A 24,039-nucleotide genomic window follows, 5' to 3' on the forward strand; every position below is an offset into this window, starting at 1 on the left:
AACAAATTATGCACTGGCGGGATTCTGAGAAACACCGACAGCTACAAATCACCGTACAACAAGGAGGAAACTATGGCACAGTTATGGGGAGGACGTTTCACAAAGGAGACGGACAAACTTGTATACAACTTTAATGCATCTATTTCATTTGACCAGAAATTTTATAAACAGGACATCCGTGGAAGCAAGGCTCATGTCAGAATGCTTGCAAAACAGGGGATCCTGACAGAAGAGGAGAGAGACCAGATCCTTGAGGGACTGGATGGCATTCTTGCAGATGTAGAATCCGGCAAGCTGGAGATCACATCCGAATATGAGGATATCCACAGCTTTGTAGAGGCAAATCTGATCGACCGTATCGGAGATCCTGGCAAGAAGCTTCACACAGGAAGAAGCCGTAACGACCAGGTTGCCCTTGACATGAAACTTTATGTCCGCGATGAGATCGAAGAGATCGACGCAGAACTCAAGAAACTTCTGGAAGCACTTCAGACTATTATGGAAAACAATGTGCACACCTACATGCCTGGATTCACACATCTTCAGAAAGCACAGCCTGTTACCCTGGCACATCATGTAGGGGCATATTTCGAGATGTTCCGCAGAGACAGAAGCCGTATGGCAGACATCCGCAAACGTATGAACACCTGTCCGCTCGGGGCAGGCGCACTTGCAGGAACCACCTACCCGCTGGACAGATTTTATACAGCAGAGCTGCTTGGCTTTGATGAGCCGACAAGAAACAGCATGGATTCCGTATCTGACAGGGATTATGTGATCGAGCTTCTTTCTGCCATGTCCACTGTCATGATGCATCTGAGCCGTTTCTGCGAGGAGATCATCCTCTGGAACTCCAACGAGTACCGTTTCGTTGAGATCGACGATGCTTACAGCACAGGAAGCAGTATCATGCCGCAGAAGAAGAATCCTGATATCGCAGAGCTTGTAAGAGGAAAAACAGGCCGTGTCTATGGCGCGCTGACTTCTATCCTTACAACCATGAAAGGTATTCCGCTTGCCTACAACAAAGACATGCAGGAAGACAAAGAGCTGACCTTTGACGCGATCGACACGGTAAAAGGCTGCATCGCCCTGTTCACAGGCATGGTTTCCACAATGGAATTCCGCAAGGATGTTATGGAAGCAAGCGCAAAGAATGGCTTTACCAACGCGACAGATGCCGCTGATTATCTCGTGAATCATGGGGTACCGTTCCGTGATGCGCATGGTATCGTAGGCCGCCTTGTCCTGACCTGTATCGACAAGGGAATCTCTCTTGATGAACTTCCACTTGAAGAGTACAAAGAGATCTCGTTGGTCTTTGAACAGGACATCTATGAGGCAATCAGCATGAAGACCTGCGTAGAAAAACGTGAGACTTACGGTGCACCTGGTCCGAAGGTCATGGAACAGATTATCGCAGCGAACAAAGAATATCTGAAAAATAATTAAAAAGCACTTGCATTTTTGATTAAAGTGTTATAGTATGTACAAAGAAAACAGATGTGTGCCACACAAAGACACATAGAAATATATGATATGAGGAGAAAGAGGATTATGAGTGAAAAACTGAGAGTCGGTATTTTAGGTGCTACAGGTATGGTAGGACAGAGATTTATTTCTCTTCTGGAGAATCATTCGTGGTTTGAGGTTGTTACCCTTGCAGCCAGCCCGAGAAGTGCCGGAAAAACTTACGAAGAAGCTGTAGGCGGCAGATGGAAAATGGATACTCCGATGCCGGAAGCAGTAAAGAAGATCGTTGTCATGAACGTAAACGAAGTAGAGAAAGTTGCTTCTACTGTAGATTTTGTATTCTCAGCAGTTGACATGTCCAAGGACGAGATCAAAGCGATCGAAGAAGAATACGCAAAGACAGAGACTCCTGTTGTATCTAACAACAGCGCACATCGCTGGACACCGGACGTACCGATGGTAGTGCCGGAAATCAACCCGGAACACTTCGATGTTATCAAATATCAGCAGAAACGTCTTGGAACAACCAAGGGATTCATCGCTGTTAAACCAAACTGCTCCATCCAGAGCTACGCACCGGTACTGACTGCATGGAAAGAATTCGAGCCATATGAAGTAGTTGCGACTACATACCAGGCAATTTCCGGAGCAGGAAAAACTTTCAAAGACTGGCCGGAAATGGAACACAACATCATTCCATACATCGGTGGAGAAGAAGAGAAGAGTGAGAAAGAGCCGCTGAGACTGTGGGGCAAGATTGAGGATGGTGTGATCGTACCGGCTACAGAGCCAGTCATCACCTGCCAGTGCCTGCGCGTTCCGGTACTGAACGGACATACAGCAGCAGTATTCGTTAAATTCCGCAAAAAACCTACCAAAGAACAGCTGATCGAAGCCCTGAGAAACTTCAAGGGACTTCCGCAGGAACTGGAGCTTCCGAGTGCACCGAAGCACTTTATCCAGTATCTCGAAGAAGACAACCGTCCGCAGGTAAGCGAGGATGTCAACTATGAAAACGGAATGGGTGTATCTATCGGACGTCTCCGTGAGGACAAAGTTTACGATTACAAATTCGTAGGACTTTCCCATAACACCGTAAGAGGAGCTGCCGGTGGAGCTGTACTTTGTGCAGAGACACTCAAGGCAAAAGGATATATCACAAAGAAATAAGAATTATTGTATTTTAAATATAATGATATTTAACCGAAACTGTCCTGGCAGAAAAACAAATCTGTCAGGGCAGTTTTTTATCGACTTTTTCTATCAAAAAAAGACATGGAGAAAACAGAAGATTTATGTTATCATAGATGGACAAGGTCAAGACAGAAAGGAATTTACTAAAATGGAGAAAGTATATCTTACGAAGCTCGCACCAAACTGTGGCTGTACAGCCAAAGTAGGACCGGGGACTCTGGCAGGTGTACTTTGTGGACTTCCGAAGTTTTACGATCCGAATCTTCTGGTTGGTACAGAAACTTCGGACGATGCGGCTGTTTATAAGATTTCGGATGAACTGGCAATGATCCAGACACTTGATTTTTTTACTCCGGTGGCAGATGACCCGTATGATTTCGGACAGATTGCAGCAGCGAATGCACTGAGTGATGTTTATGCGATGGGTGGAGAACCAAAGACTGCGCTGAATATTGTAGCATTTCCGAAAGATATGGATACGGCGATCCTTGGAGAGATTCTGAAAGGCGGAGCAGATAAAGTGCTGGAAGCAGGGGCTGTCCTTGCCGGAGGACATACCATCCAGGATGATACACCGAAATATGGGTTAAGTGTGACTGGCTTTGTTCATCCGGACAGATTCTGGAAAAATTTCGGTGCACAGACAGGTGATAAACTGATTCTGACGAAACCGCTTGGAACCGGTATTGTCAACACTGCGATCAAAGCAGAACTGGTATCTGAAAAAGCAAGAGAGGCCGCATTGAAATCCATGAAGACATTAAATAAAGCTGCCCGTGACGTGTTAAAGAAGTATACGGTCCATGCATGTACAGATGTAACAGGTTTTGGACTTGGCGGTCATGGAACAGAGATGGCAGCGGGCAGCAATAAGACTCTTGTGATTCAGACAAAAGAGCTTCCGGTTCTTCCGGATGTAGAGGAATATGCTTCTATGGGGCTGATTCCGGGCGGAGCATATCGAAACCGGGAGTTTGCGGCAAAAGCCGGTTTTGTCAGCACGGCAGAACTCTGGAGAGAAGACCTGGTATTTGATCCGCAGACATCAGGCGGGCTTCTGGCAGCGGTTCCGGCAGAGGAAGCAGAAAAAATTCTTCAGGAATTAAAAGAAGTTTCTTTATCAGGAGCAGTAATTGGCGAAGTGGTTGACAGAGAAGAACATGTTCTGATCATCCGATAACTGACAGTTATCGAAATTAAGTGAAAATTTGTTAGAAAAATATCAAACTTGGCAGTATATATATTGAGAATTATTATCAGAAATGTTATAATGCAAGAATACAATATGTGGAGGGAACAAAGAGCTTACAAGATGCAGTGTTCCCGGGAAAGGGAGGTATTTTTTATGAATCATGAGGATGTACAGAAACTTTCAAACGCAGCATTTGCAAAGAGCACCCTGCTGAAAAATGACTTTTTCAAGTATTTCATGCGGGCGATCATGGCAGGGTTCTTTATTGTGGTTGCAATGATCTTTTCCAATGTTGTAGGGAATGTGTTTTCCGGGGCAGAGGAACCGGCATGGGGGAAATTTCTGGGGGCACTTGTATTCTCCATTGCTGTATTACTGATCTCTATGGTTGGTGGTGAATTGTTTACCGGGAATAATCTTGTCATGGCATTTGGGGCTTTTGACAAAAAGATCAGCTGGGGAGATGCAGCTAAAGTGTGGGTAGTCAGCTACATTGGCAATTTTGTCGGCTGTTTGATCCTTTCCCTGATCTTTGTATGGGCAGGTGCATCCGGAACAGCAGATTATTTCGCCGGATTTATCGGAAACAAGCTTGCGATTCCGGCAGGACAGATGTTTTTCCGTGCAGTTTTGTGCAATTTCTTTGTTTGTCTTGGGGTTCTTTGCGGTATCAAACTTAAGAGTGAAGCTGCAAAGTTTTTGATGATCGTTATGTGTATCTCGGGATTTGTTGTCAGTGGATTTGAGCACTGTGTGGCAAATATGGGTATCTTTGTGACCGCAGGGTGCCTGGTACCGGGACTTTCCATTGGAGCAATGGCAAAGAGCATGCTGATCGTCACTTTGGGAAATATGGTAGGCGGTGCACTTCTTCTTGCATGGCCTCTCAGAAAGATGAGTGCAGATAAATAATATGGGTAAATCCTTATACATAGCTGAGAAACCAAGTGTTGCTCAGGAATTTGCGAAAGCATTAAAAATCAACGGACAGAGAAAGGATGGCTATCTCGAGTCAGAAGATTCCGTAGTGACCTGGTGTGTAGGACACCTGGTCACTATGAGCTATCCTGAAAAATATGATATCAAGTACAAAAGGTGGAGTTTGGAAACCCTGCCTTTTTTGCCGCGTGAATTTAAATATGAAGTGATTCCGGGGGTGCAGAAACAGTTTAACATTGTTAAGGGGCTTCTGAACCGGCCGGATGTAGAGATAATTTATGTATGTACCGACTCCGGGCGCGAGGGAGAATATATTTATCGTCTGGTGGCACAGATGGCAGGAGTGAAGGACAAAGATCAGCGTCGTGTCTGGATCGACTCGCAGACAGAAGAGGAGATCCTTCGAGGAATCCGTGAAGCAAAAGAACTGTCGGCGTATGACAATCTGGCAGATTCCGCTTATCTTCGTGCAAAAGAGGACTATCTGATGGGAATTAATTTTTCCAGAGTCCTTACGCTTCGCTATGGAAACAGTGTCTCAAACTACCTGAACAGTAAATATCAGGCAATTTCCGTGGGCAGGGTCATGACCTGTGTATTGGGAATGGTTGTGAGACGGGAACGCGAGATTCGTTCTTTTGTAAAAACTCCGTTTTATCGTGTCCTTTCCAGTATTGCACTGGAGGGAGAACATTTTGAAGGAGAATGGAGGGCTGTAGAGGGAAGTAAATACTTCCAGTCACCGTATCTTTACAAAGAAAATGGTTTCAAAGAGAGAAGGCATGCCGAAGAACTGATCCGCATGCTGGAAGCAGAGCGGCCACTGAACTGTCGTGTGGAAAAGGTCGAGCGCAAAAAGGAAAATAAAAATCCGCCGCTTTTATTCAATCTTGCGGAGCTTCAGAATGTATGTTCCAAGCTGTTCAAGATCAGTCCGGATGAGACGCTTCGTATCACGCAGGAGTTGTATGAAAAAAAGCTGGTTACTTATCCTCGAACCGATGCCAGAGTTCTGTCGAGTGCAGTTGCAAAGGAAATCTATAAAAATATTTCCGGGCTTCGACGTTATCCGGCAATTGACAATGCAGCAGAAGAGATTTTGCAGATGGGTTCTTACAAAACGATCGCAAAGACCAGATATGTTAATGACAAGCAGATCACAGACCACTATGCGATCATTCCGACCGGGCAGGGCTTAAATGCACTGAACAGTCTTTCTCAAACTTCGCAGCGTGTTTATGAGACTATCGTAAGACGTTTCCTGTGTATCTTCTGTCCACCGGCAGTTTACCAGAAAGTCAGTCTGGTAACGGAGATGCAGAGGGAAAAGTTCTTTTCCAGTTTTAAAGTTCTTCAGGAAGAAGGTTATCTGAAATATGCGACGAATTCTTTTGCCAGAAAATCGGCTGCAGAAAAGTCTCAGGATTCCGGCAAAGAAGAGAGTGAAGATGTTTCCTGTGATGCGCAGCTTCTGGATGCATTGCATCGACTGAAAAAGAATGATATACTGACCGTAGATGCTCTGAATATTAAGGAAGGTGAAACTTCACCACCGAAGCGTTATAATTCCGGTTCGATGATTCTGGCAATGGAAAATGCGGGTCAGCTGATCGAGGACGAGGAACTGAGAGCGCAGATCAAGGGAAGCGGGATTGGAACCAGTGCAACAAGGGCTGAGATTCTGAAAAAACTTGTTTCTATTAAATATCTCTCGCTGAATAAGAAAACGCAGGTGATCACCCCGACCCTGCTTGGAGAGATGATCTTTGATGTGGTAAACTGTTCGATTCGCCAGCTTTTGAATCCAGAGCTGACGGCGAGCTGGGAAAAGGGCCTTACCTATGTGGCTGAGGGAAGTATCACTCCGCAGGAATATATGGATAAGCTGGAACATTTTGTACGTGTGCGTACAGCCCAGGTTGAGCAGAGCAACTATCAGTATGCACTGCGGCAGTTTTTTGATGCGGCGGCAGTCAACTATAAAACGAAGCCAACAGCTTCCAGACGAGGAGGAAAATCATAATTATGTTAAAAGATTTTACAATTGCAAATCTTCTGGATTTGGACGAGACAATTGCAGCAGATTTATTTGAAGGAAAGACATATCCGTGGGAAGTGCTTCCGGAAATCAGTGATTTTATTATGAAACTGGGTCCGACACTCAGTCCGTTTGAGTATGAGTGTCGTGACGGTAATGTGTGGATCGCAAGATCAGCCAAAGTGGCTCCGACTGCATATATCAACGGGCCGGCGATCATTGGCAAAGATGCGGAGGTACGTCATTGTGCATTTATCCGTGGTAATGCGATCGTAGGAGAGGGAGCGGTTGTTGGCAATTCCACAGAACTTAAGAATTGTGTCCTTTTTAATAAAGTGCAGGTTCCTCATTACAATTATGTTGGGGACGCTGTTCTGGGTTACAAATCTCATATGGGAGCGGGATCCATCTGTTCAAATGTCAAATCTGACAAGAAACTGGTTGTTGTCAAAGACGGTGATGAGAAGATTGAGACAGGGCTTAAGAAATTTGGTGCCATGCTTGGAGATCATGTAGAAGTGGGCTGTGGTTCTGTGCTGAATCCTGGAACTGTGATCGGCAGAAACAGTAATATTTATCCGCTTTCACCGGTAAGAGGCTGCATTCCTGCGGACAGTATCTACAAAAACGCAGCCGAGATCGTCAAAAAGAATTAAAACAGTTATTAAAGAAAAAAGAGATTCCGGATGATCACGAGGATCGTGATATGTACGGGATAAAATAAGTAGAAGAAATATTTCGCGGCTTTTCCCTGGATAAAGCCGCGTTTTCCATTGTACATATTAATGGAAATAAAGGCAAAACAGGCTTTCCATTCATAACTCAGCCAGCAGCTGCCGACAATTGCCTGAGAAACTTTTTCGTTTCGGAGAAGATACATCAGAACGAGAAAGATAAAGCCCCGCCAACCGTAATCAGCATGCAGAACAATAGAGACACCGAGCAGTGCAAGCAGAGAACTGAGCTGCACCCATGGTGTTTCCCAGAAATATTCGAGTGCACAGAATGCCAGATAACCAAGGAACAAAGTGAAAAATACATTTTGTTTTTCGACATAGTGCCAGGTATTGGCAAACATAAAGTTCCATGGGATTTCGGAGATCAGTGCGAACAAAAGCAGGTTCCGGCCGTATTTTCTGCGGTTATGGGTGTGCAGAAATCCTTCTACGATCAGAAAACAGAAAACAGGAAAGGCACATCGGCCGATATCACGGACAATGCGGTAGGCGGTGATTCCTCTTCCATTAATATAGAAAAGACTTTGAAGAGCCGGTTCATATCGGCTGAGAATGATCGCACCTGTATGATCGATCAGCATGGCAATACATGCGATCAGTTTCAGCATACTGCCACTTAGGATCTGAAAGCGGGCAGGAAAAATGCTTGGAGGTAACTTTTCAGTCACAGGAAGTTTTTCAGACATCGTAAAGCTCCTTTGTTTTTTCTTTGATTCTACCATAAATAAGCTGCAACAGCAATTATGTGTAGGATTATGTCAAATCTTCGCATTTTTGGTTCAAGTTTGACTGGACTAACAGGAGTGGTTTGTGAGAGAATACTGCTAGGTTGTTAGTCTATCTTTTAACAACATCATAAGTAAATCTATACTTGAAAGGAGTTTTAACATGATTTATTCACGCGAAGTAGAAGAAATGTGCCCAGTTGCACAGGGTGTGCATCACGGAGCTGCTCCGATCCCGGAAGAAGCAAAATGGGTTCAGGCTAAGGAAGTAAAGGACATTTCTGGTTTTACACATGGTGTAGGCTGGTGTGCTCCTCAGCAGGGTGCCTGTAAGCTGTCCCTGAACGTAAAAGAAGGTATCATCCAGGAAGCACTGGTTGAGACAATCGGATGTTCAGGTATGACTCATTCCGCAGCTATGGCATCTGAGATCCTTCCAGGACTGACTGTTATGGAAGCTCTGAATACAGACCTTGTTTGTGATGCTATCAACACAGCTATGAGAGAACTCTTCCTTCAGATCGTTTACGGACGTTCCCAGTCTGCATTCTCTGAAGACGGACTTGCTGTAGGTGCTGGTCTGGAAGACCTTGGTAAAGGACTTCGTTCTCAGGTTGGTACAATGTACGGAACACTTAAAAAAGGTCCTCGTTACCTGGAAATGGCAGAAGGCTATGTTACAGGTATCGCTCTTGACGAAGATAATGAAATTATCGGTTATCAGTTCGTAAGCCTTGGCAAAATGACTGACTTCATCAAAAAAGGTGACGATCCGAACACTGCATGGGAAAAAGCAAAAGGTCAGTACGGCCGTGTTGCAGATGCTGTTAAGATCATCGACCCACGTAAAGAATAATTATACCGATTATAATTTCAGGAGGATAAGTAAATGGCTTTATTTGAATCATATGAGAGACGAATTGACAAAATCAATTCAGTTTTAAACAGCTATGGAATCGCTTCTATCGAAGAAGCAGAGAAAATCACTAAAGATGCAGGTCTTGACGTATACAACCAGATCAAAGGCATCCAGCCGATCTGCTTCGAGAACGCTTGCTGGGCATACATCGTAGGTGCAGCTATCGCAATCAAAAAAGACTGCAGAAGAGCAGCAGACGCTGCAGCAGCTATCGGTGAGGGACTTCAGGCTTTCTGTATTCCTGGATCCGTTGCTGATACACGTAAAGTAGGTCTTGGACATGGTAACCTTGGTAAAATGCTTCTGGAAGAAGAAACAGACTGCTTCTGCTTCCTGGCTGGACATGAGTCCTTCGCAGCAGCTGAGGGTGCTATCGGTATCGCTGAAAAAGCAAACAAAGTTCGTCAGAAACCACTTCGTGTTATCCTGAACGGTCTTGGAAAAGACGCTGCTCAGATCATCTCCCGTATCAACGGATTTACATATGTAGAGACAGAGTATGATCCATACAAGAACGAAGTTAAAGAAGTATTCCGTAAATCTTATTCTGAAGGACTTCGTGCAAAAGTTAACTGCTACGGCGCTAACAGCGTTCCGGAAGGTGTTGCTATCATGTGGAAAGAAGGCGTTGACGTTTCTATCACAGGTAACTCCACAAACCCAACACGTTTCCAGCATCCGGTTGCAGGTACTTACAAGAAAGAATGTAACGAAAAAGGAAAGAAATACTTCTCCGTTGCATCCGGCGGTGGTACAGGACGTACACTTCACCCAGACAACATGGCAGCAGGTCCTGCTTCCTACGGTATGACCGATACACTTGGACGTATGCATTCTGACGCTCAGTTCGCAGGATCTTCTTCCGTACCGGCTCACGTAGAAATGATGGGTCTCATCGGCGCAGGTAACAATCCGATGGTTGGTATGACAGTTGCTGTTGCAGTAGCCGTACAGGAAGCTGCAGACGCTGGCAAGTTCTAAATAATTAGGACAGTATAATTAACTGGATTTCTAACAAATAGAGTTAGACACGTCATTTTGAGTAAAACGCTCATGACGTGTCTAACTTTTTTGTTGTCGAAGAAAGATATTTGACGATTTCAATGAACTATGCTACGATTAAGCAGAATAACGAAAAAGCTGGAGATGTTTTTATGCAACAAAATCGACAGGGAGAAAGATACTATAATATAGAATGTTTGCGGTTTGTATTTGCAGTCTGTATTATATATTTTCACTTGCTTCACTCGTTTATCATGCCGTATACAGGTGGCAATGCCATATATAAAATACTGGCAGAGCAGACAAAATATACAAAGTATATTGTAGAATGTTTCTTTATCATTTCCGGATATTTCCTGTTTCAGTCTGTACAGAGACATCCTGAACGGTCTGTGCGGGAATTTATTTGTGGCAGGATTCAGCGCCTGTGGCCGGTACTGGCATGTTCTGTCTGCATTTCTGCATCTTTTTTTGGAAAATCGTGGTACACATCTTTTGCAGACCTTTTCTTTTTGCAGTCCAGTGGACTTGTGACAGACTGGAAGGGGCTGAACTGGTATGTTTCTGCCTTTTTTCTTGCGGAAGTATTTTATTTCATGTTATATAAATGTTTTCACAATTCTACAAAGATGAAGCTTCTGATTTGTCTGCTGATCTATTTTGGATATGTAGTTAATATCAATGCGATGAATGGTGGATTTGGAAGAAAAATGCTGTATGGAATGCTTAATCTTGGCCTGGCACGGGCAGTGTCCGGCGTAGGTCTGGGGTATCTTATTGGAATGCTGTATAGTTCCTGGGTTACCACACAGACCGAAGGGGAACCGGCGGGGAAAGTACGGCTTAAAAATATAGGAATTTCATTGGTTGAGATAAGCACGGTTTTCTTGTTGGCAGAAGACTTCTTTTATAGTAAAAAAGCATATGAAAACCAGTTCATTGTCGTAATCTTGTTTACGGCATTGTTTGTGTGTCTTCTTACACGCAGAGGTGTCTTTTCGAAACTGACAGACCATTCTGTCTGGGCATTTTTTGGAAGATATACGTATTCGATGTATGTGATGCAGGAAGTTGCTTTTGCAATTCTGAAGCGGACATTCTGGAAAGATACTTCCTTTATCCGGGCGAATCCGGCAGCAGCAATGATTCTGTCGATCATGATAGTCATAACTATTGCGGTTCTGACTTATCATCTGATAGAACGTCCGGGGGCAGCGATCATGAAGAAACTCATGTCTCTGCAGTAAAAATATATAGAAGAAAAGGTACATAAAAATGACTTTTTATTTATTATTGATTCTGGTATTAAGTATATATGGAGTCACGGTATATCAAAAACCGGAATTTTGTAAAGACTATCTTTCAAGAGAAAATACGATGTCGATCCGGGGGATTTTTGTTCTCCTGGTCATTGCACAGCATTTTGTGACTTATACAGAACTCAATGGTCCATATGATGCGTTCTACATGCAGCTTCGCCAGTTCCTGGGACAGAATATTGTTACCGTGTTCCTGTTTTATTCAGGCTATGGTGTTTATGAATCCATCAGGAAAAAGGGAACAGATTATATTCACAGAATGCCGATAAAAAGAATTTTATTAACACTGCTGCATTTTGACTGTGCAGTTTTGCTTTTTTGTATAGTAGATAAAATCCTTGGCAGACAATACCCTGTGAAACAGATTCTTCTGGCTTTTACAGGATGGACGAGTATTGGAAACAGCAACTGGTATGTGTTCGCTGTGCTGTGGACTTATATTTTTACCTGGATCGCTTTTTTGATTCTGCACAGATATCCTGCAGCAGCACTTACACTGACGACATTATTGATCATGGCATATGTTGTTGTGGTACATCATTATCGTCCACAGGAGGGGTGGTGGTACAACACCATTCTGTGTTACGCGGCGGGAATGTGGTATTCCTATTTCAGGAAACAGATAGAAAAGCTTTTATTTGGTGACAAACATCGGAATACTTATTATGTTGTACTGCTTGGCGGAATGATTGCGGTACTTCTTGGCAGACCATATATTGGCAGATTATCTGTATATATCCTCTGGACATTGTGTTTCACTCTGGTAGTGATTTTGCTGACTATGAAAATTTCCATACATAATAAAATTCTGCACTGGTTTGGAATGTATACGTTTGAATTGTACATTTTACAGAGGATTCCTATGATGATCCTGGCAGATTTGGGATTCAGAGACAGACCGTATGTCTTTTTGGTTGCTTCGGCAGCAGGAACCATAGGACTGGCCTGGGTTTTCAAAAAAGTACTTACCTGTATGGATAAAAAGATCTTGAATCTGATTTAAAAAGAGAAAAACGAATTTTGAAGGGAGAACGAAGGTATTGGATAAAAAGGAAAACTATCTTTTTTCAGTTGTGATACCTGTATATAATGCAGAAAAATATTTAAAGGAAACACTGGATTCTGTGATCGCACAGGACATTGGATTTCAGGACAAGATTCAGGTCATTCTTGTAAATGATGGAAGCAAAGACGAATCAGAAAAAATCTGTCTTGAATACAGAGAAAAATATCCGGATAATATTGTCTATGTTGCACAGGAGAATGCGGGAGTCAGTGCAGCCAGAAATCATGGAATTGAATACATTAAGGGAAAATATGTCAGTTTTCTGGATTCTGATGACAAATGGGAACCGGATGCTTTCCGACAGGTATATCGTTTTTTTGAAAACAGTTATGAACATATTGATCTGGTCGCATGCAGGATGCGTTTTTTTGAAGCTCGAACAGATTTTCATCCGCTGGATTTTCGATTTGACAAAAAGCAGAGCAGGATCATTAATATTCTGAATGAAGAAAGCAGCATCCAGATGCATGTCACTTCCTGTGTAATAAAGGGAGAGACTGTAAAAAAATGGCGGTTTAACGAAGCTCAGAGTTATGGAGAAGATGCGGTTTATATCAATAAGATCATCATGGACAGAGGAAGATATGGGGTTGTGACAACGGCTGTCTGTGATTACCGCAAACGTATGGATGAGTCTTCAGCTGTACAGGGACAGCATTCCAAACGCAAATGGTATATTGAAACACCAGATCAGTTTTATGGAGAACTGATACGTTTTTCACAGGAAAAATATGGCACGGTGATTCGATATCTGCAGAATATTCTGATCTATGATATTCAGTACCGGGTTTCGGCAGGGAATAACCATACACTGAACAAAGAAGAATTTCAGCATTATAAAGAAGAAATCAAAGAGTATCTCCAGTATGTAGATGATCAGTGTATTGTCCGCGGAAGATGCCTGGGAATGGATGAAAAGATCCGGCTTCTGAAATTCAAAAACGGATCGATAGACAAAGACAAAGTTACTCTGAGTGATAATATGGCAATGTATGAAAAGTATTCGCTGATCAATATGGCAGAACGAGGCTCTACTCTTCATGTAAATTTCATTTCAGTTGCTCAGGATGAACTGTTGATCGAAGGGTGTCTCCGTAACTGGATTTTTGAGTGCTGGCCGGATCTGAAACTGAAATATACTTCCAATGAAAAAGAATATTATCCGGTTCAGTTCAATGCGTATGACATTGGAAAAAAAGATACTCTTGAAGGAACGCAGTGGACGTACAAATTTTACAGGGTCAGAATTCCTCTGACCGGAAAAAAACAAAGAGTCTTTCCGGTGCTGGAATTGCCAAATGGTGCAGAATGCCGAATGAAAATGGTATTCACAAAGTTTATGCCGATCGCCTACAAAAATTCAGGTGCGGTTTATTTCTCAGATAAATATTTTGTGCGCCAGACCAATAACTGGCTGGAGGTATCAGCTCCGAAAAACATGCTGAAAACGAAATTTATATGTGAGCTGAAAGCAACGAAATATATGCTGAAAAATAATGGACAGCATGCAATCTGGCCAAGATGGTCTGCCTGGTTCAAACGTTTCCTTAAGAAAAAACAGATTTGGCTGATCTCTGACAGAGATTATGTGGCAAATGATAACGGAGAGCATCTGTTCCGTTATATGTGCAAACATCGCAGTGAATATCCCAATATTCAATTCTATTTTGTGATAGCTGGCGAATCTCCGGATTATGAACGTCTCAAACAGTATGGACCGGTAATTGACCTGCATAGCAAGCGTTACAAAAAACTGTTTTTACTTTGTGATAAGATTGTTTCTTCTTCTGCAAATGAGGATGTTTTTGATCTGTTTGGAGAAGACAAAATATTTTATAAGGGAGTCACGCAGTTCAAGTATATTTTCCTGCAGCATGGAATCATTAAAGATGACCTTTCCACATGGCTGAATAAAGTAAATAAAAATATTTCTGCATTTGTTACTTCAGCAAGACCGGAATATGATTCAATCAAAAACGGCAGATATCTCTATGACAAAGAAGTCAAACTTACCGGGCTTCCGAGATTTGATAATCTGATCGAAAAGAACAAAGAACATGATCCTGAAAAGATCCTGCTGATCATGCCGACATGGCGCAGATATATTTCAGACAGTTTTGATCCGGTTACTTCGCAGAGTGTATACAGCCGTACGTTTAAGGGGACAGATTTTTATAAGTTCTATAATGGCCTGATGAATCATGAAAGACTGTTAAATGTTATGCGTGCACATGGCTACAGGGGAATCCTCGGACTTCATCCGATTCATTCAGAGCAGAGTGTGGATTTTGAGAAAAACGATGTTTTTGATATTCCGGAAGGACATCTGGATTATCAGGAACTTTTTGTGAAGGGCAGCATTATGCTGACAGACTTTTCAAGTACTTTCTTCGATTTCTGTTATCTGAGAAAACCGGTAGTCTATGCACAGTTTGACAGGAAAAAATTTTTCCATGGACAGGTCTATGATCCGGGATATTTTGATTACAAACGTGATGGATTCGGACCGGTATGTGAAGATCTGGAATCTACGGTGGATGCACTGATCGCAATTATTGAAAATGATGCAAAGCTTGCACCGGAGTATCAGGAACGGATTGAAAACTTTTATGCATATGATGATCAGAATAACTGTAAACGTGTTGTGGAAGCAATCATGGAAACAGATGATTGATGAAAAAAGGGAAAATTCAGGTTACACCTGTCTTTTCCCTTTGGGCTATAATATAGGACAATATGAATGCATAAATTAACAATACAGCAGATAAGAGGAAAGAGATTATGGCAGAGAAAACGGGACTCAGCAAAAAGACAAAGAAGATCATTCTGGGAACCTGCATCGGTGGGGTGGTCGTTCTTGTGGCAGGTCTTTTTACCTATATACACATTGCAGATACCAATACGCTTGGACGTAAGATATCCATTTATGGAGTAGATGTTTCCAGGCAGACGGCAGAGGAAGCAGAGCAGACGATTCTGGATGCATTTCGCAGCAGGAAAGTAAAGTTCAAAGAGAATGGTGATGATGTTTATGATACGACATTGAGTGCTCTCGGATATGATCTGGATGAGGCGGCACTTAAGACAGAACTGGAAGAATTGCAGACAACCAGAGAAGCCAACAGGAAGTTATTTGCCAGACAGGAAGATTATCAGATCGATTATCAGACGGTCAGGGATGAAGAGCAGGAAAAAACGGCACTGCAGGAATCAAACTTCGGTTCAAAAGACCGTGAAGCATCGATTGATGCAGCTATTCAGTATGATAAGGACAAAAAAGAATTTATCCTGATCGAGGATAAACAGGGAAATCAGATCGATGAAGGAAAACTTCTTACGTATGTGGATCAGACTATGGAGGATAATTTCCGCTTGAAGCTTCTTGGAGGCGATATTCAGGTGACGCTGGATGAAAATGTTTACAGACAGCCATCAGTAACTGCCTCTGATGAAATGAAGACAAAAGCAGCGGATCTGAATGCAGAGCTTGATAAATATCGGAGTACAACAGTTACTTATACATTTGGAAATGAAACGCAGGTTGTAGACAGTGAGACTGTGGAGTCCTGGCTGCAGATTTCTGACGATGGTATTGCAGTTGATCAGGATGCGGTAAAGACCTATGTACAGGATCTTGCGACAAAATATAATACGATCTATGTTCCACGTACCTTCCATACTTCGTATGGAAATGATGTAACGGTCTCAGATAATGAATATGGTTTTCAGATCGATCAGGATGGGGAGCTGAAGCAGCTGCTGACAGATCTTTCCAGTGGTGAAGCGGTTACCAGAGATCCGGTATACAGTATTGGAGCTATGCAGCGGAATGGTACGGATGATCTCGCAGGAAGTTATATTGAGGTGAGTCTGGATAATCAGCATTTGTGGCTGTACAAGGACGGTGCGCTTGTTACAGAAACAGATATTGTAAGTGGTGCACCGAAGGCAGGCAGAGAGACGTATCGTGGAGCATGGCCAATTGCGTACAAAGCAAGTCCTTATAATCTGAGCAGTCAGGAATATGGATACAATGTAAAGGTTGACTACTGGATGCCATTTGTCTATGGACAGGGATTACACGATGCTTCCTGGCAGTCTTCTTTTGGGGGTAATCGATACAAGAGCGGTGCGGGAAGTCATGGATGCATCAATCTTCCAAAAGATCAGGCAGCTTTGATTTACAATACCATAGATGGTGGTTATCCGATCATTATTTATTAAAGTGCATAAAATATTAAAAACCAGTCCGGAGAGGGGCTGGTTTTTCTTTGGGGAAAGAGAGGCGTTTCATTGACATTTTTTTGGCGTAATTATATAATGGATAGGCATATGTAAGGAGGAAACTATGGCACACAAAACAGGATTGGAAGACTATTATGTGATTAAAAATCAAAAGAAGCTGCGTTTTGGTTATACAACGGGATCCTGTGCGGCAGGAGCCGCAAAAGGTGCTGTAGAAATGCTTTTTGGTGGAGAAAAAAAGCAGGAGATCTCGCTTATGACACCCAAGGGAATCCTGCTTTATCTGGAGCTTTTGGATATCTGTATGGAAACAGACTGTGTAAGCTGTGCTGTCCGCAAAGATGCCGGAGATGATCCGGATACGACCAATGGACTTCTGGTATACGCAAAAGTAGAAAAAACTCCGAAGACAGGAGAAATTCTCATTGATGGCGGAAAGGGCGTCGGGAGAGTGACCAGACCGGGACTTTCACAGAAAGTAGGAGAGGCGGCAATCAATCCGGTTCCCAGGGCGATGATCCAAAAAGTACTTGAAGAAGCGATGGATTACTGGAATTATGAAGGTGGTCTGAAGGTGACGATCTCAGTACCGGAGGGTGAAAAAACTGCATTAAAAACATTTAATCCACGCCTTGGAATAGAAGGTGGGATTTCTATTCTCGGGACTTCAGGGATTGTGGAACCGATGAGTGAAAAGGCATTGATTGAAAGTATTCATGTCGAAATGAAGCAGCATGTTTCGCAGGGAGAAGAGTATCTGATCGTGACACCTGGAAATTATGGCGCAGATTATCTGAGGGAGCATATGAATCTTCCGTTCGAAAAAAACATTAAGTGCAGTAATTATGTGGGTGAGACGATTGATATGGCAGTCAATATGGGAGTAAAAGGAATCCTTTTTATTTCTCATATCGGCAAATTTGTCAAGGTGGCCGCAGGTATTATGAATACACATTCACACAGTGCGGATGCACGTATGGAAGTGCTCTGTGCAGCATTGATCCGTTCAGGTGGCAGTCTGGAATGTGCCAGAAAGATTCTGGCCTGCAATACAACTGACGAGGCACTGCATGTACTTGATCGCTATCAGATTTTACATAAAACGATGGAGGATGTGACCAGACATATACAGTTTTATCTGGATCACCGTTCTTATCAGCAGATTCTTCTGGGTGCAGTGATCTTTTCCAGTGAATTTGGTTATCTGGGACAGACCGAACATGCAGGAGAACTGATAAATCATATAAACAGGGGAGGAAATTGACATGGTTCATTTTGTTGGAGCAGGACCGGGATCACCGGATCTTATTACCGTGAGAGGAAAACAGTATCTGGAGGAAGCAGATGTGATCATATATGCAGGATCTCTGGTCAATCCGCAGCTTTTGGAATACAGCAAGGATGTTTGTACGATTCATAACAGTGCCAAGATGACATTGGAGGAAGTGATCTCTGTCATGGAACGGGCAGAGGCAGAGGGTAAAATGACTGTGCGCCTTCATACCGGAGATCCGTGCATTTATGGTGCGATCCGTGAACAGATGGATATTCTTGATGAGAAGGGAATCGCATATGATTACTGTCCTGGTGTCAGTGCCTTTTGTGGTGCGGCAAGTGCCCTGAATCTGGAATATACACTGCCGGATATTTCACAGAGCGTGATCATTACGAGAATGGAAGGCCGTACACCGGTACCATCCAAAGAAAGCATCCAGTCTTTTGCGGCACACCAGGCAACTATGGTTGTATTCCTGAGCACCGGTATGCTGGAAGAACTCAGCAGACGTCTGATCGAGGGTGGCTATACGGCAGATACACCGGCCGCAATCGTATATAAGGCGACCTGGCCGGATGAAAAGAAATTTATCTGTACAGTGGGCACACTTGCACAGACTGCAGCAGAGAATAACATTACCAAGACTGCTTTGATGATCATTGGAGATTCTGTCCAGGCGGCACATTATGACCGTTCCAAACTGTATGATCCGGGGTTCACAACAGAATTCCGTGAGGCGACTGAATAAAGGAAATACGATGAAGCAGGAAGAACAAAGCATGCAGATTTCCATCATCTGTTTCAGCCTGACCGGATATACGACAGCGGTGAAGCTGGAGGAAGGGCTGCGGAAGGCCGGCAGCAATGTGCTGCTTTTCAAAAAGAGCAGATATCTGGAAGATTCCATTACGGAAAGTACAGGAGAATGGACCGGCAGTCATTTTGATGCGGATGATGGAATCATCTTTGTGGGGGCATGCGGAATTGCAGTACGAAGCATTGCACCTTATGTAACCAGCAAAAAATCAGATCCGGCGGTAGTGGTGATTGATGAATGCGGAAAATTCGTGATCTCGCTTTTGTCCGGGCATCTGGGTGGTGCCAATGAACTGGCTCTGGAAGCTGCGGAACTTCTGGGAGCAGTTCCGGTAGTGACTACGGCAACCGATCTTCATGATCAGTTTGCTGTAGATGTGTTTGCCAAAAAGAATCATTGCGAAATCTTCAATATGAAAGCAGCCAAAGAAGTCTCAGCGGCTTTACTGGCAGGTAAATCTGTGGGGTTCTACAGCGAATTTCCCTATGTGGGAAAGCTGCCGGAGGGACTTCAGGAATGTATATTGGAAGGAAACTGTCTGCCGGAAATCGGTGTGGCAGTGACCATCCATTCATCCTGCCGGCCGTTTGCTTCTACGGTGCAGATAATCCCGGATGTGGTGACACTGGGAATGGGATGCCGCAAAAATAAAGAAGCAGATGTGATCATAGAGGAGGCTTCTGCGTGTCTGGAAGATGCGGATATATACAGACAGGCAGTCGAGAAACTGACCAGCATTTCCATCAAAAAGAAAGAAACAGGACTTGTGGAGCTTGCAGAGAAATGGCAGATTCCTTTTGTCACATTTGAAGAAAACGAACTGAAAGATGCAGAAGGAGAGTTTACTCCTTCAGAATTTGTAAAAACTATCACAGGTGTAAATAATGTCTGTGAGAGAAGTGCAGTCCTGGGTGCGGAGCAGGGCAGACTGATCAAAAAAAAGACAGGGAGAAATGGCGTGACAACAGCGCTTGCACTCCGGAACTGGGAGGTACATTTTGAATAAATTATATGTAGTAGGAATCGGACCGGGAGGCTGTGACCAGATGACCGGAATTGCCATGCAGGCATTAAAAAACAGCGATACGATCATTGGATATACGGTGTATGTGGATCTCGTAAAAGCTACATTTCCAGACAAAAAATTTCTGACTACACCGATGAAAAAAGAAGTTGATCGATGTGTCCTTGCTTTTGAAGAAGCGAAGAAAGGCAAAAGTGTTTCCATGATCTGCAGCGGAGATGCCGGTGTATACGGAATGGCAGGACTGATGTATGAAGTAGGCGAAAAATATCCGGATGTTGAACTGGAAATCGTTCCGGGCGTGACCGCAGCTCTTGGTGGGGCGGCAGTTCTTGGAGCACCGCTGATCCATGATTTTTGTCTGATCAGTCTCAGTGATCTGCTGACTCCGTGGGAAAAGATTGAGGCAAGACTTCTTGGGGCATCTCAGGCAGATTTTGTCATCTGTCTTTATAATCCATCCAGCAAAAAACGTCATGACTATTTACAGAAGGCATGTGATCTGATGATGCAGTATAAATCTCCGGAAACTGTCTGCGGAACGGTATGTAACATCGGCAGAGAGGGAGAAGAGTATCATGTTATGACTTTGAAGGAGCTTCGTGATACAAAAGTCGATATGTTTACGACCGTCTTTATCGGCAATTCCCAGACAAAAGAGATTGGAGGAAAGATGGTGACTCCGCGAGGATACCGGAATGTATAAAGCAATTGTGTTTGCCGGTACTACAGAGGGATATGAGATCAGTCGTTTTCTGTCTGCCAATAAAGTACGGACACTGACATGTGTGGCAACGGAGTATGGATCCAGAGCGCTGAAAGAGAATGAATATCTCAGGATTCATGCAGAACGCCTTGATGAGCATGCAATGTATGTGCTTTTTACAGAAGAAAAACCGGAATTGATTCTGGATGCCACGCATCCGTATGCAGCAGAGGTGACGGCTAATCTCCGCTGTGCAGCAGAACAGGCTCAAATTCCCTATCAGAGAGTTTTGCGGGAAAAAGGAACTCATCGGGATGCTGTTTATGTAGAAAATACAAAAGCAGCTGTACAGTATCTGCAGAACATGACCGGAAATGTACTTCTTACGACTGGAAGCAAGGAACTGGCAGCATATACGGCTGTTCCGGATTATCAGACCAGGATTTTTGCACGGGTGTTGTCTCTTCCGTCTGTGATCGATATCTGCCATTCTTATGGATTTGAGGGAAGAAATCTGATCGCTATGCAGGGACCCTTTTCTAAGGAACTGAACGCAGCCATGCTCCGGCAATATGACTGTCGATATCTGGTGACGAAAGATTCCGGAAAAGCAGGTGGTTTTGAAGAAAAGATCGAGGCAGCTGCAGAATGTGGTGTGATTCCGGTGATCATCGGACGTCCGATGGAAGAAGAGGGACTGTCTGTAAAAGAATGTAAACAGTTACTGGCAAGGCATTTTCAGATAACAGCGGCACCTCATATAACTCTGCTTGGCATAGGAATGGGAAGCGAAGATACACTGACGATGCAGGGGAAGAAAGCCGTAGAACAGGCAGATCTGGTCATTGGTGCCAGAAGGATGGCGGATGCGGTGGCACTTCCGGGGCAGGACGTTGTGTACGAATACAGAAGTCAGGTGATTGCAGATTATATCGGAGCACATCCGGAATATTCCAGAATTGTGATCGCTCTGTCAGGAGATGTCGGTTTTTACAGTGGAGCCAGACAGCTTTTGGATGCACTTGACGAAAATGTTGAAGTGATCTGTGGGATTTCTTCTGTGGTTTACTTTATGTCAAGAATCGGACTTTCCTGGGACGATGCAAAGATCGTCAGTGCACATGGAAGAAACTGTAATCTGGTATCTTTGATCCGTACAAATAAAAAAGTTTTTGCAATACTTGGCACAGCGGACGGTGCAGCACAGCTTGCAGAAAAACTGACATATTACGGAATGGGAGAGGTGCTTCTCTATGTGGGAGAAAACCTGTCTTATGATGATGAAAAGATTTTTATGAAACCGGCAAAAGAACTGGTCGGATATGTGGGAAATCCGTTAAGTGTGATCTGTGCATGGAATCCGGAAGCGGCTGCAGTTCCGACTACTCATGGTTTGCCGGATACGGCATTTATCCGAGGAAAAGCACCGATGACAAAGGCAGAAGTACGTGTAGTATCACTTGCAAAACTTATTCTCGCAGAAGACTCTGTATGTTATGACATTGGAGCAGGAACAGGATCCGTATCTGTAGAAATGGCATTGCGTGTGCAGCGGGGAAGGGTTTTTGCGATTGAAAAAAAAGAAGATGCACTGGCTCTTCTGGAAGAAAACAAAAAGAAATTTGCACTGGATCATATGACGATCGTAGCTGGAAGTGCACCGGAGGCTCTGGAAGATCTGCCGATACCAACGCATGCATTTATTGGAGGCTCTTCGGGAAATATGAAGGAGATCACAGAGCTTCTTATAGCAAAGAATCCTCTGGTGCGGATCGTGATAAACTGTATCACACTGGAAACGGTGGGGGAGGCTCTGGCATCGATAAAACTGCTGAAAGAAAAACTTCCGGATCTGGAATGGGAAACAGAAGTCGTTCAGCTGGGGGCTGCACGTTCAAAAGAAATTGGCCGATATCATATGATGATGGGAGAAAATCCAATCTATATTATTACCATACAGGCACATGAGAGGGAGAACAGCTTATGAAGATCCCGAGAATTCTTCTGGCAGCAGGAGCCAGCGGCAGTGGAAAAACACTGATTACCTGCGGACTTCTTCAGGCACTGGTAAATCGTGGGCACAAAACAGCATCTTTTAAATGCGGTCCGGATTACATTGATCCAATGTTCCATAGTCGGGTGATCGGAGCACGCTCCAGAAATCTGGATACTTTTTTTACGGACAGAGAGACAACGAGATTTCTTCTTTGTGAAAATACCGCAGACTGTGATATTGCAGTTATGGAAGGTGTTATGGGATTCTATGACGGAGTTGCAGGTGTCACAACGAAAGCAAGTGCCTATGATCTGGCCTGTGCGACGGATACGCCGGTAATCCTGATTGTAAACAGTAAAGGAATGAGCGTATCTCTGGCAGCATATATAAAAGGTTTTATGGAATACCGGAAGGACAGCCATATTCAGGGAGTGATTTTTAATCAGATGTCCCCGATGTTGTATCCTCGGATGAAAGAACTGCTGGAAAAAGAACTGGGAATCCGGGCACTTGGCTATGTGCCAAAAGTAGAGGACTGTGTGATTGAGAGCAGACATCTGGGACTGGTTCTGCCGGATGAAATTCCGGAATTAAAGGAGCGTCTTCAGAAACTTGCAGGAATTCTGGAAAAAACGTTGGAGATTGACAGGATACTGGAACTGGCGAAAGAAGCTCCCGAAGTTACAGTGCAGGCATCTTCGGAAACATTTCATCTGAACAGGCCGGTTCGTATCGGGGTGGCAGATGATGAGGCATTCTGTTTCTTTTATGAAGATAATTTTCGTCTTCTGCAGAAAATGGGAGCAGAGCTCATTCATTTTTCACCGCTTCGAGATGCGAAACTTCCGGAAAATCTGGACGGACTGCTTTTTTATGGCGGTTATCCGGAGCTGAATGGAAAAGCCCTGGAAGCAAATTATTCTATGCGAAAAATGATTCGTGAAAAGCTTCTCGGTGGCATGCCATGTATGGCAGAGTGCGGTGGATTTATGTATCTTCATGAAGAAATGGAAGATATGAATGGGAATTTTTATCAGATGGCGGGTGTGATTCCAGGCAGAGCATATCGCACATCCCGGCTGAATCGTTTTGGTTATGTAACGCTAAAACAGAAACAGCGTGTGTTGGGAACGGAACATCTGGGCGATATTCCGGCTCATGAATTTAACTATTTTGATTCTGAAAACTGCGGAGAAGCATTCCGGGCAGAAAAACCGGAGAGCAGCCGGGCGTGGGACTGTATTCATGCAGGGGAAACGATGCTGGCAGGATTTCCGCATTTTTACTATTATGGAAATCCGGCGGTTCCGGAGGCATTTCTCAGACAATGCCAGAAATACCAAAGCAGACGGGGAGAGTGACAGAGTTGAT

19 protein-coding genes are annotated in these 24,039 nt (G+C 43.8%); 18 read left to right on the forward strand and 1 reads right to left on the reverse strand.

The genetic code is table 11. The annotated features are described in order from the left end of the window. The first annotated feature begins 72 nt into the window (after positions 1-72). The 6 genes from argH to KQI91_RS09400 all read left to right on the forward strand — a co-directional run bounded on the left by argH (position 73) and on the right by KQI91_RS09400 (position 7,492). Entirely contained in the window at positions 73-1,452 is a 1,380-nt protein-coding gene (gene argH, locus KQI91_RS09375) for an argininosuccinate lyase (protein WP_216392519.1), read from the forward strand. Between the two features lie 105 nt (positions 1,453-1,557). Then, a complete protein-coding gene (asd, locus tag KQI91_RS09380) occupies positions 1,558-2,643 on the forward strand; it encodes an aspartate-semialdehyde dehydrogenase (protein WP_216392520.1) in 1,086 nt (361 codons plus the stop codon). A 172-nt stretch (positions 2,644-2,815) separates the two neighbouring features. Further along, a complete protein-coding gene (gene selD, locus KQI91_RS09385) occupies positions 2,816-3,847 on the forward strand; it encodes a selenide, water dikinase SelD (RefSeq protein ID WP_216392521.1) in 1,032 nt (343 codons plus the stop codon). A gap of 165 nt (positions 3,848-4,012) precedes the next feature. Continuing rightward, positions 4,013-4,771: a formate/nitrite transporter family protein gene (locus KQI91_RS09390; RefSeq protein ID WP_216392522.1), complete on the forward strand. Its 759-nt coding sequence runs from the start codon at positions 4,013-4,015 to the stop codon at positions 4,769-4,771. A 1-nt stretch (position 4,772) separates the two neighbouring features. Then, positions 4,773-6,821, forward strand: coding sequence for a DNA topoisomerase (locus KQI91_RS09395; protein WP_216392523.1), 2,049 nt, complete (start codon positions 4,773-4,775; stop codon positions 6,819-6,821). A 2-nt stretch (positions 6,822-6,823) separates the two neighbouring features. After that, positions 6,824-7,492, forward strand: a complete 669-nt coding sequence (locus KQI91_RS09400) for an acyltransferase (RefSeq protein ID WP_216392524.1) — start codon at positions 6,824-6,826, stop codon at positions 7,490-7,492. 8 nt (positions 7,493-7,500) lie between these two features. On the opposite strand, the gene KQI91_RS09405 is transcribed toward KQI91_RS09400, so the two are convergent. Then, positions 7,501-8,259: a TraX family protein gene (locus KQI91_RS09405; RefSeq protein WP_253288482.1), complete on the reverse strand. Its 759-nt coding sequence runs from the start codon at positions 8,257-8,259 to the stop codon at positions 7,501-7,503. A gap of 202 nt (positions 8,260-8,461) precedes the next feature. Here KQI91_RS09405 and KQI91_RS09410 point away from each other — a divergent pair, with 202 nt between their 5' ends. From KQI91_RS09410 to KQI91_RS09465, 12 genes are all read left to right on the forward strand, one after another. Continuing rightward, positions 8,462-9,154: an iron-sulfur cluster assembly scaffold protein gene (locus KQI91_RS09410; protein WP_005422272.1), complete on the forward strand. Its 693-nt coding sequence runs from the start codon at positions 8,462-8,464 to the stop codon at positions 9,152-9,154. A gap of 33 nt (positions 9,155-9,187) precedes the next feature. Further along, on the forward strand, positions 9,188-10,198 hold the full coding sequence (locus KQI91_RS09415; protein ID WP_118251392.1) for a GGGtGRT protein: 1,011 nt from the start codon (positions 9,188-9,190) through the stop codon (positions 10,196-10,198). Between the two features lie 173 nt (positions 10,199-10,371). Next, positions 10,372-11,466 (forward strand): acyltransferase family protein, encoded by a 1,095-nt coding sequence (locus tag KQI91_RS09420; protein WP_216392525.1) that lies wholly within the window; start codon positions 10,372-10,374, stop codon positions 11,464-11,466. Positions 11,467-11,494: 28 nt separating this feature from the next. Beyond that, complete coding sequence (locus tag KQI91_RS09425) at positions 11,495-12,541, forward strand: acyltransferase family protein (protein WP_216392526.1); 1,047 nt, start codon at positions 11,495-11,497, stop codon at positions 12,539-12,541. A gap of 37 nt (positions 12,542-12,578) precedes the next feature. Then, entirely contained in the window at positions 12,579-15,278 is a 2,700-nt protein-coding gene (locus KQI91_RS09430) for a CDP-glycerol glycerophosphotransferase family protein (protein WP_216392527.1), read from the forward strand. Positions 15,279-15,385: 107 nt separating this feature from the next. Beyond that, complete coding sequence (locus KQI91_RS09435) at positions 15,386-16,828, forward strand: L,D-transpeptidase family protein (RefSeq protein ID WP_216392528.1); 1,443 nt, start codon at positions 15,386-15,388, stop codon at positions 16,826-16,828. A 124-nt stretch (positions 16,829-16,952) separates the two neighbouring features. Continuing rightward, entirely contained in the window at positions 16,953-18,113 is a 1,161-nt protein-coding gene (cbiD, locus tag KQI91_RS09440) for a cobalt-precorrin-5B (C(1))-methyltransferase CbiD (RefSeq protein ID WP_216392529.1), read from the forward strand. Position 18,114: 1 nt separating this feature from the next. Beyond that, positions 18,115-18,873, forward strand: a complete 759-nt coding sequence (gene cobM, locus KQI91_RS09445) for a precorrin-4 C(11)-methyltransferase (protein WP_216392530.1) — start codon at positions 18,115-18,117, stop codon at positions 18,871-18,873. A 10-nt stretch (positions 18,874-18,883) separates the two neighbouring features. Next, on the forward strand, positions 18,884-19,948 hold the full coding sequence (locus tag KQI91_RS09450; RefSeq protein WP_253288484.1) for a cobalt-precorrin 5A hydrolase: 1,065 nt from the start codon (positions 18,884-18,886) through the stop codon (positions 19,946-19,948). Beyond that, positions 19,941-20,672 carry a precorrin-3B C(17)-methyltransferase gene (cobJ, locus tag KQI91_RS09455; RefSeq protein WP_216392531.1) on the forward strand — a complete coding sequence of 244 codons (732 nt, stop codon included), beginning with the start codon at positions 19,941-19,943 and terminating at the stop codon, positions 20,670-20,672. Before KQI91_RS09450 ends, cobJ begins: the two co-directional genes overlap by 8 nt. Continuing rightward, positions 20,665-22,659: a precorrin-6A reductase gene (gene cobK / locus KQI91_RS09460; RefSeq protein WP_216392532.1), complete on the forward strand. Its 1,995-nt coding sequence runs from the start codon at positions 20,665-20,667 to the stop codon at positions 22,657-22,659. Before cobJ ends, cobK begins: the two co-directional genes overlap by 8 nt. Continuing rightward, a complete protein-coding gene (locus KQI91_RS09465) occupies positions 22,656-24,029 on the forward strand; it encodes a cobyrinate a,c-diamide synthase (RefSeq protein ID WP_216392533.1) in 1,374 nt (457 codons plus the stop codon). The genes cobK and KQI91_RS09465 overlap by 4 nt, the downstream gene beginning before the upstream one ends. Positions 24,030-24,039 lie beyond the last annotated feature (10 nt).

It is taken from the genome of Blautia sp. MSJ-19 (genome assembly GCF_018918125.1).
Taxonomy (GTDB): domain Bacteria; phylum Bacillota; class Clostridia; order Lachnospirales; family Lachnospiraceae; genus Blautia_A.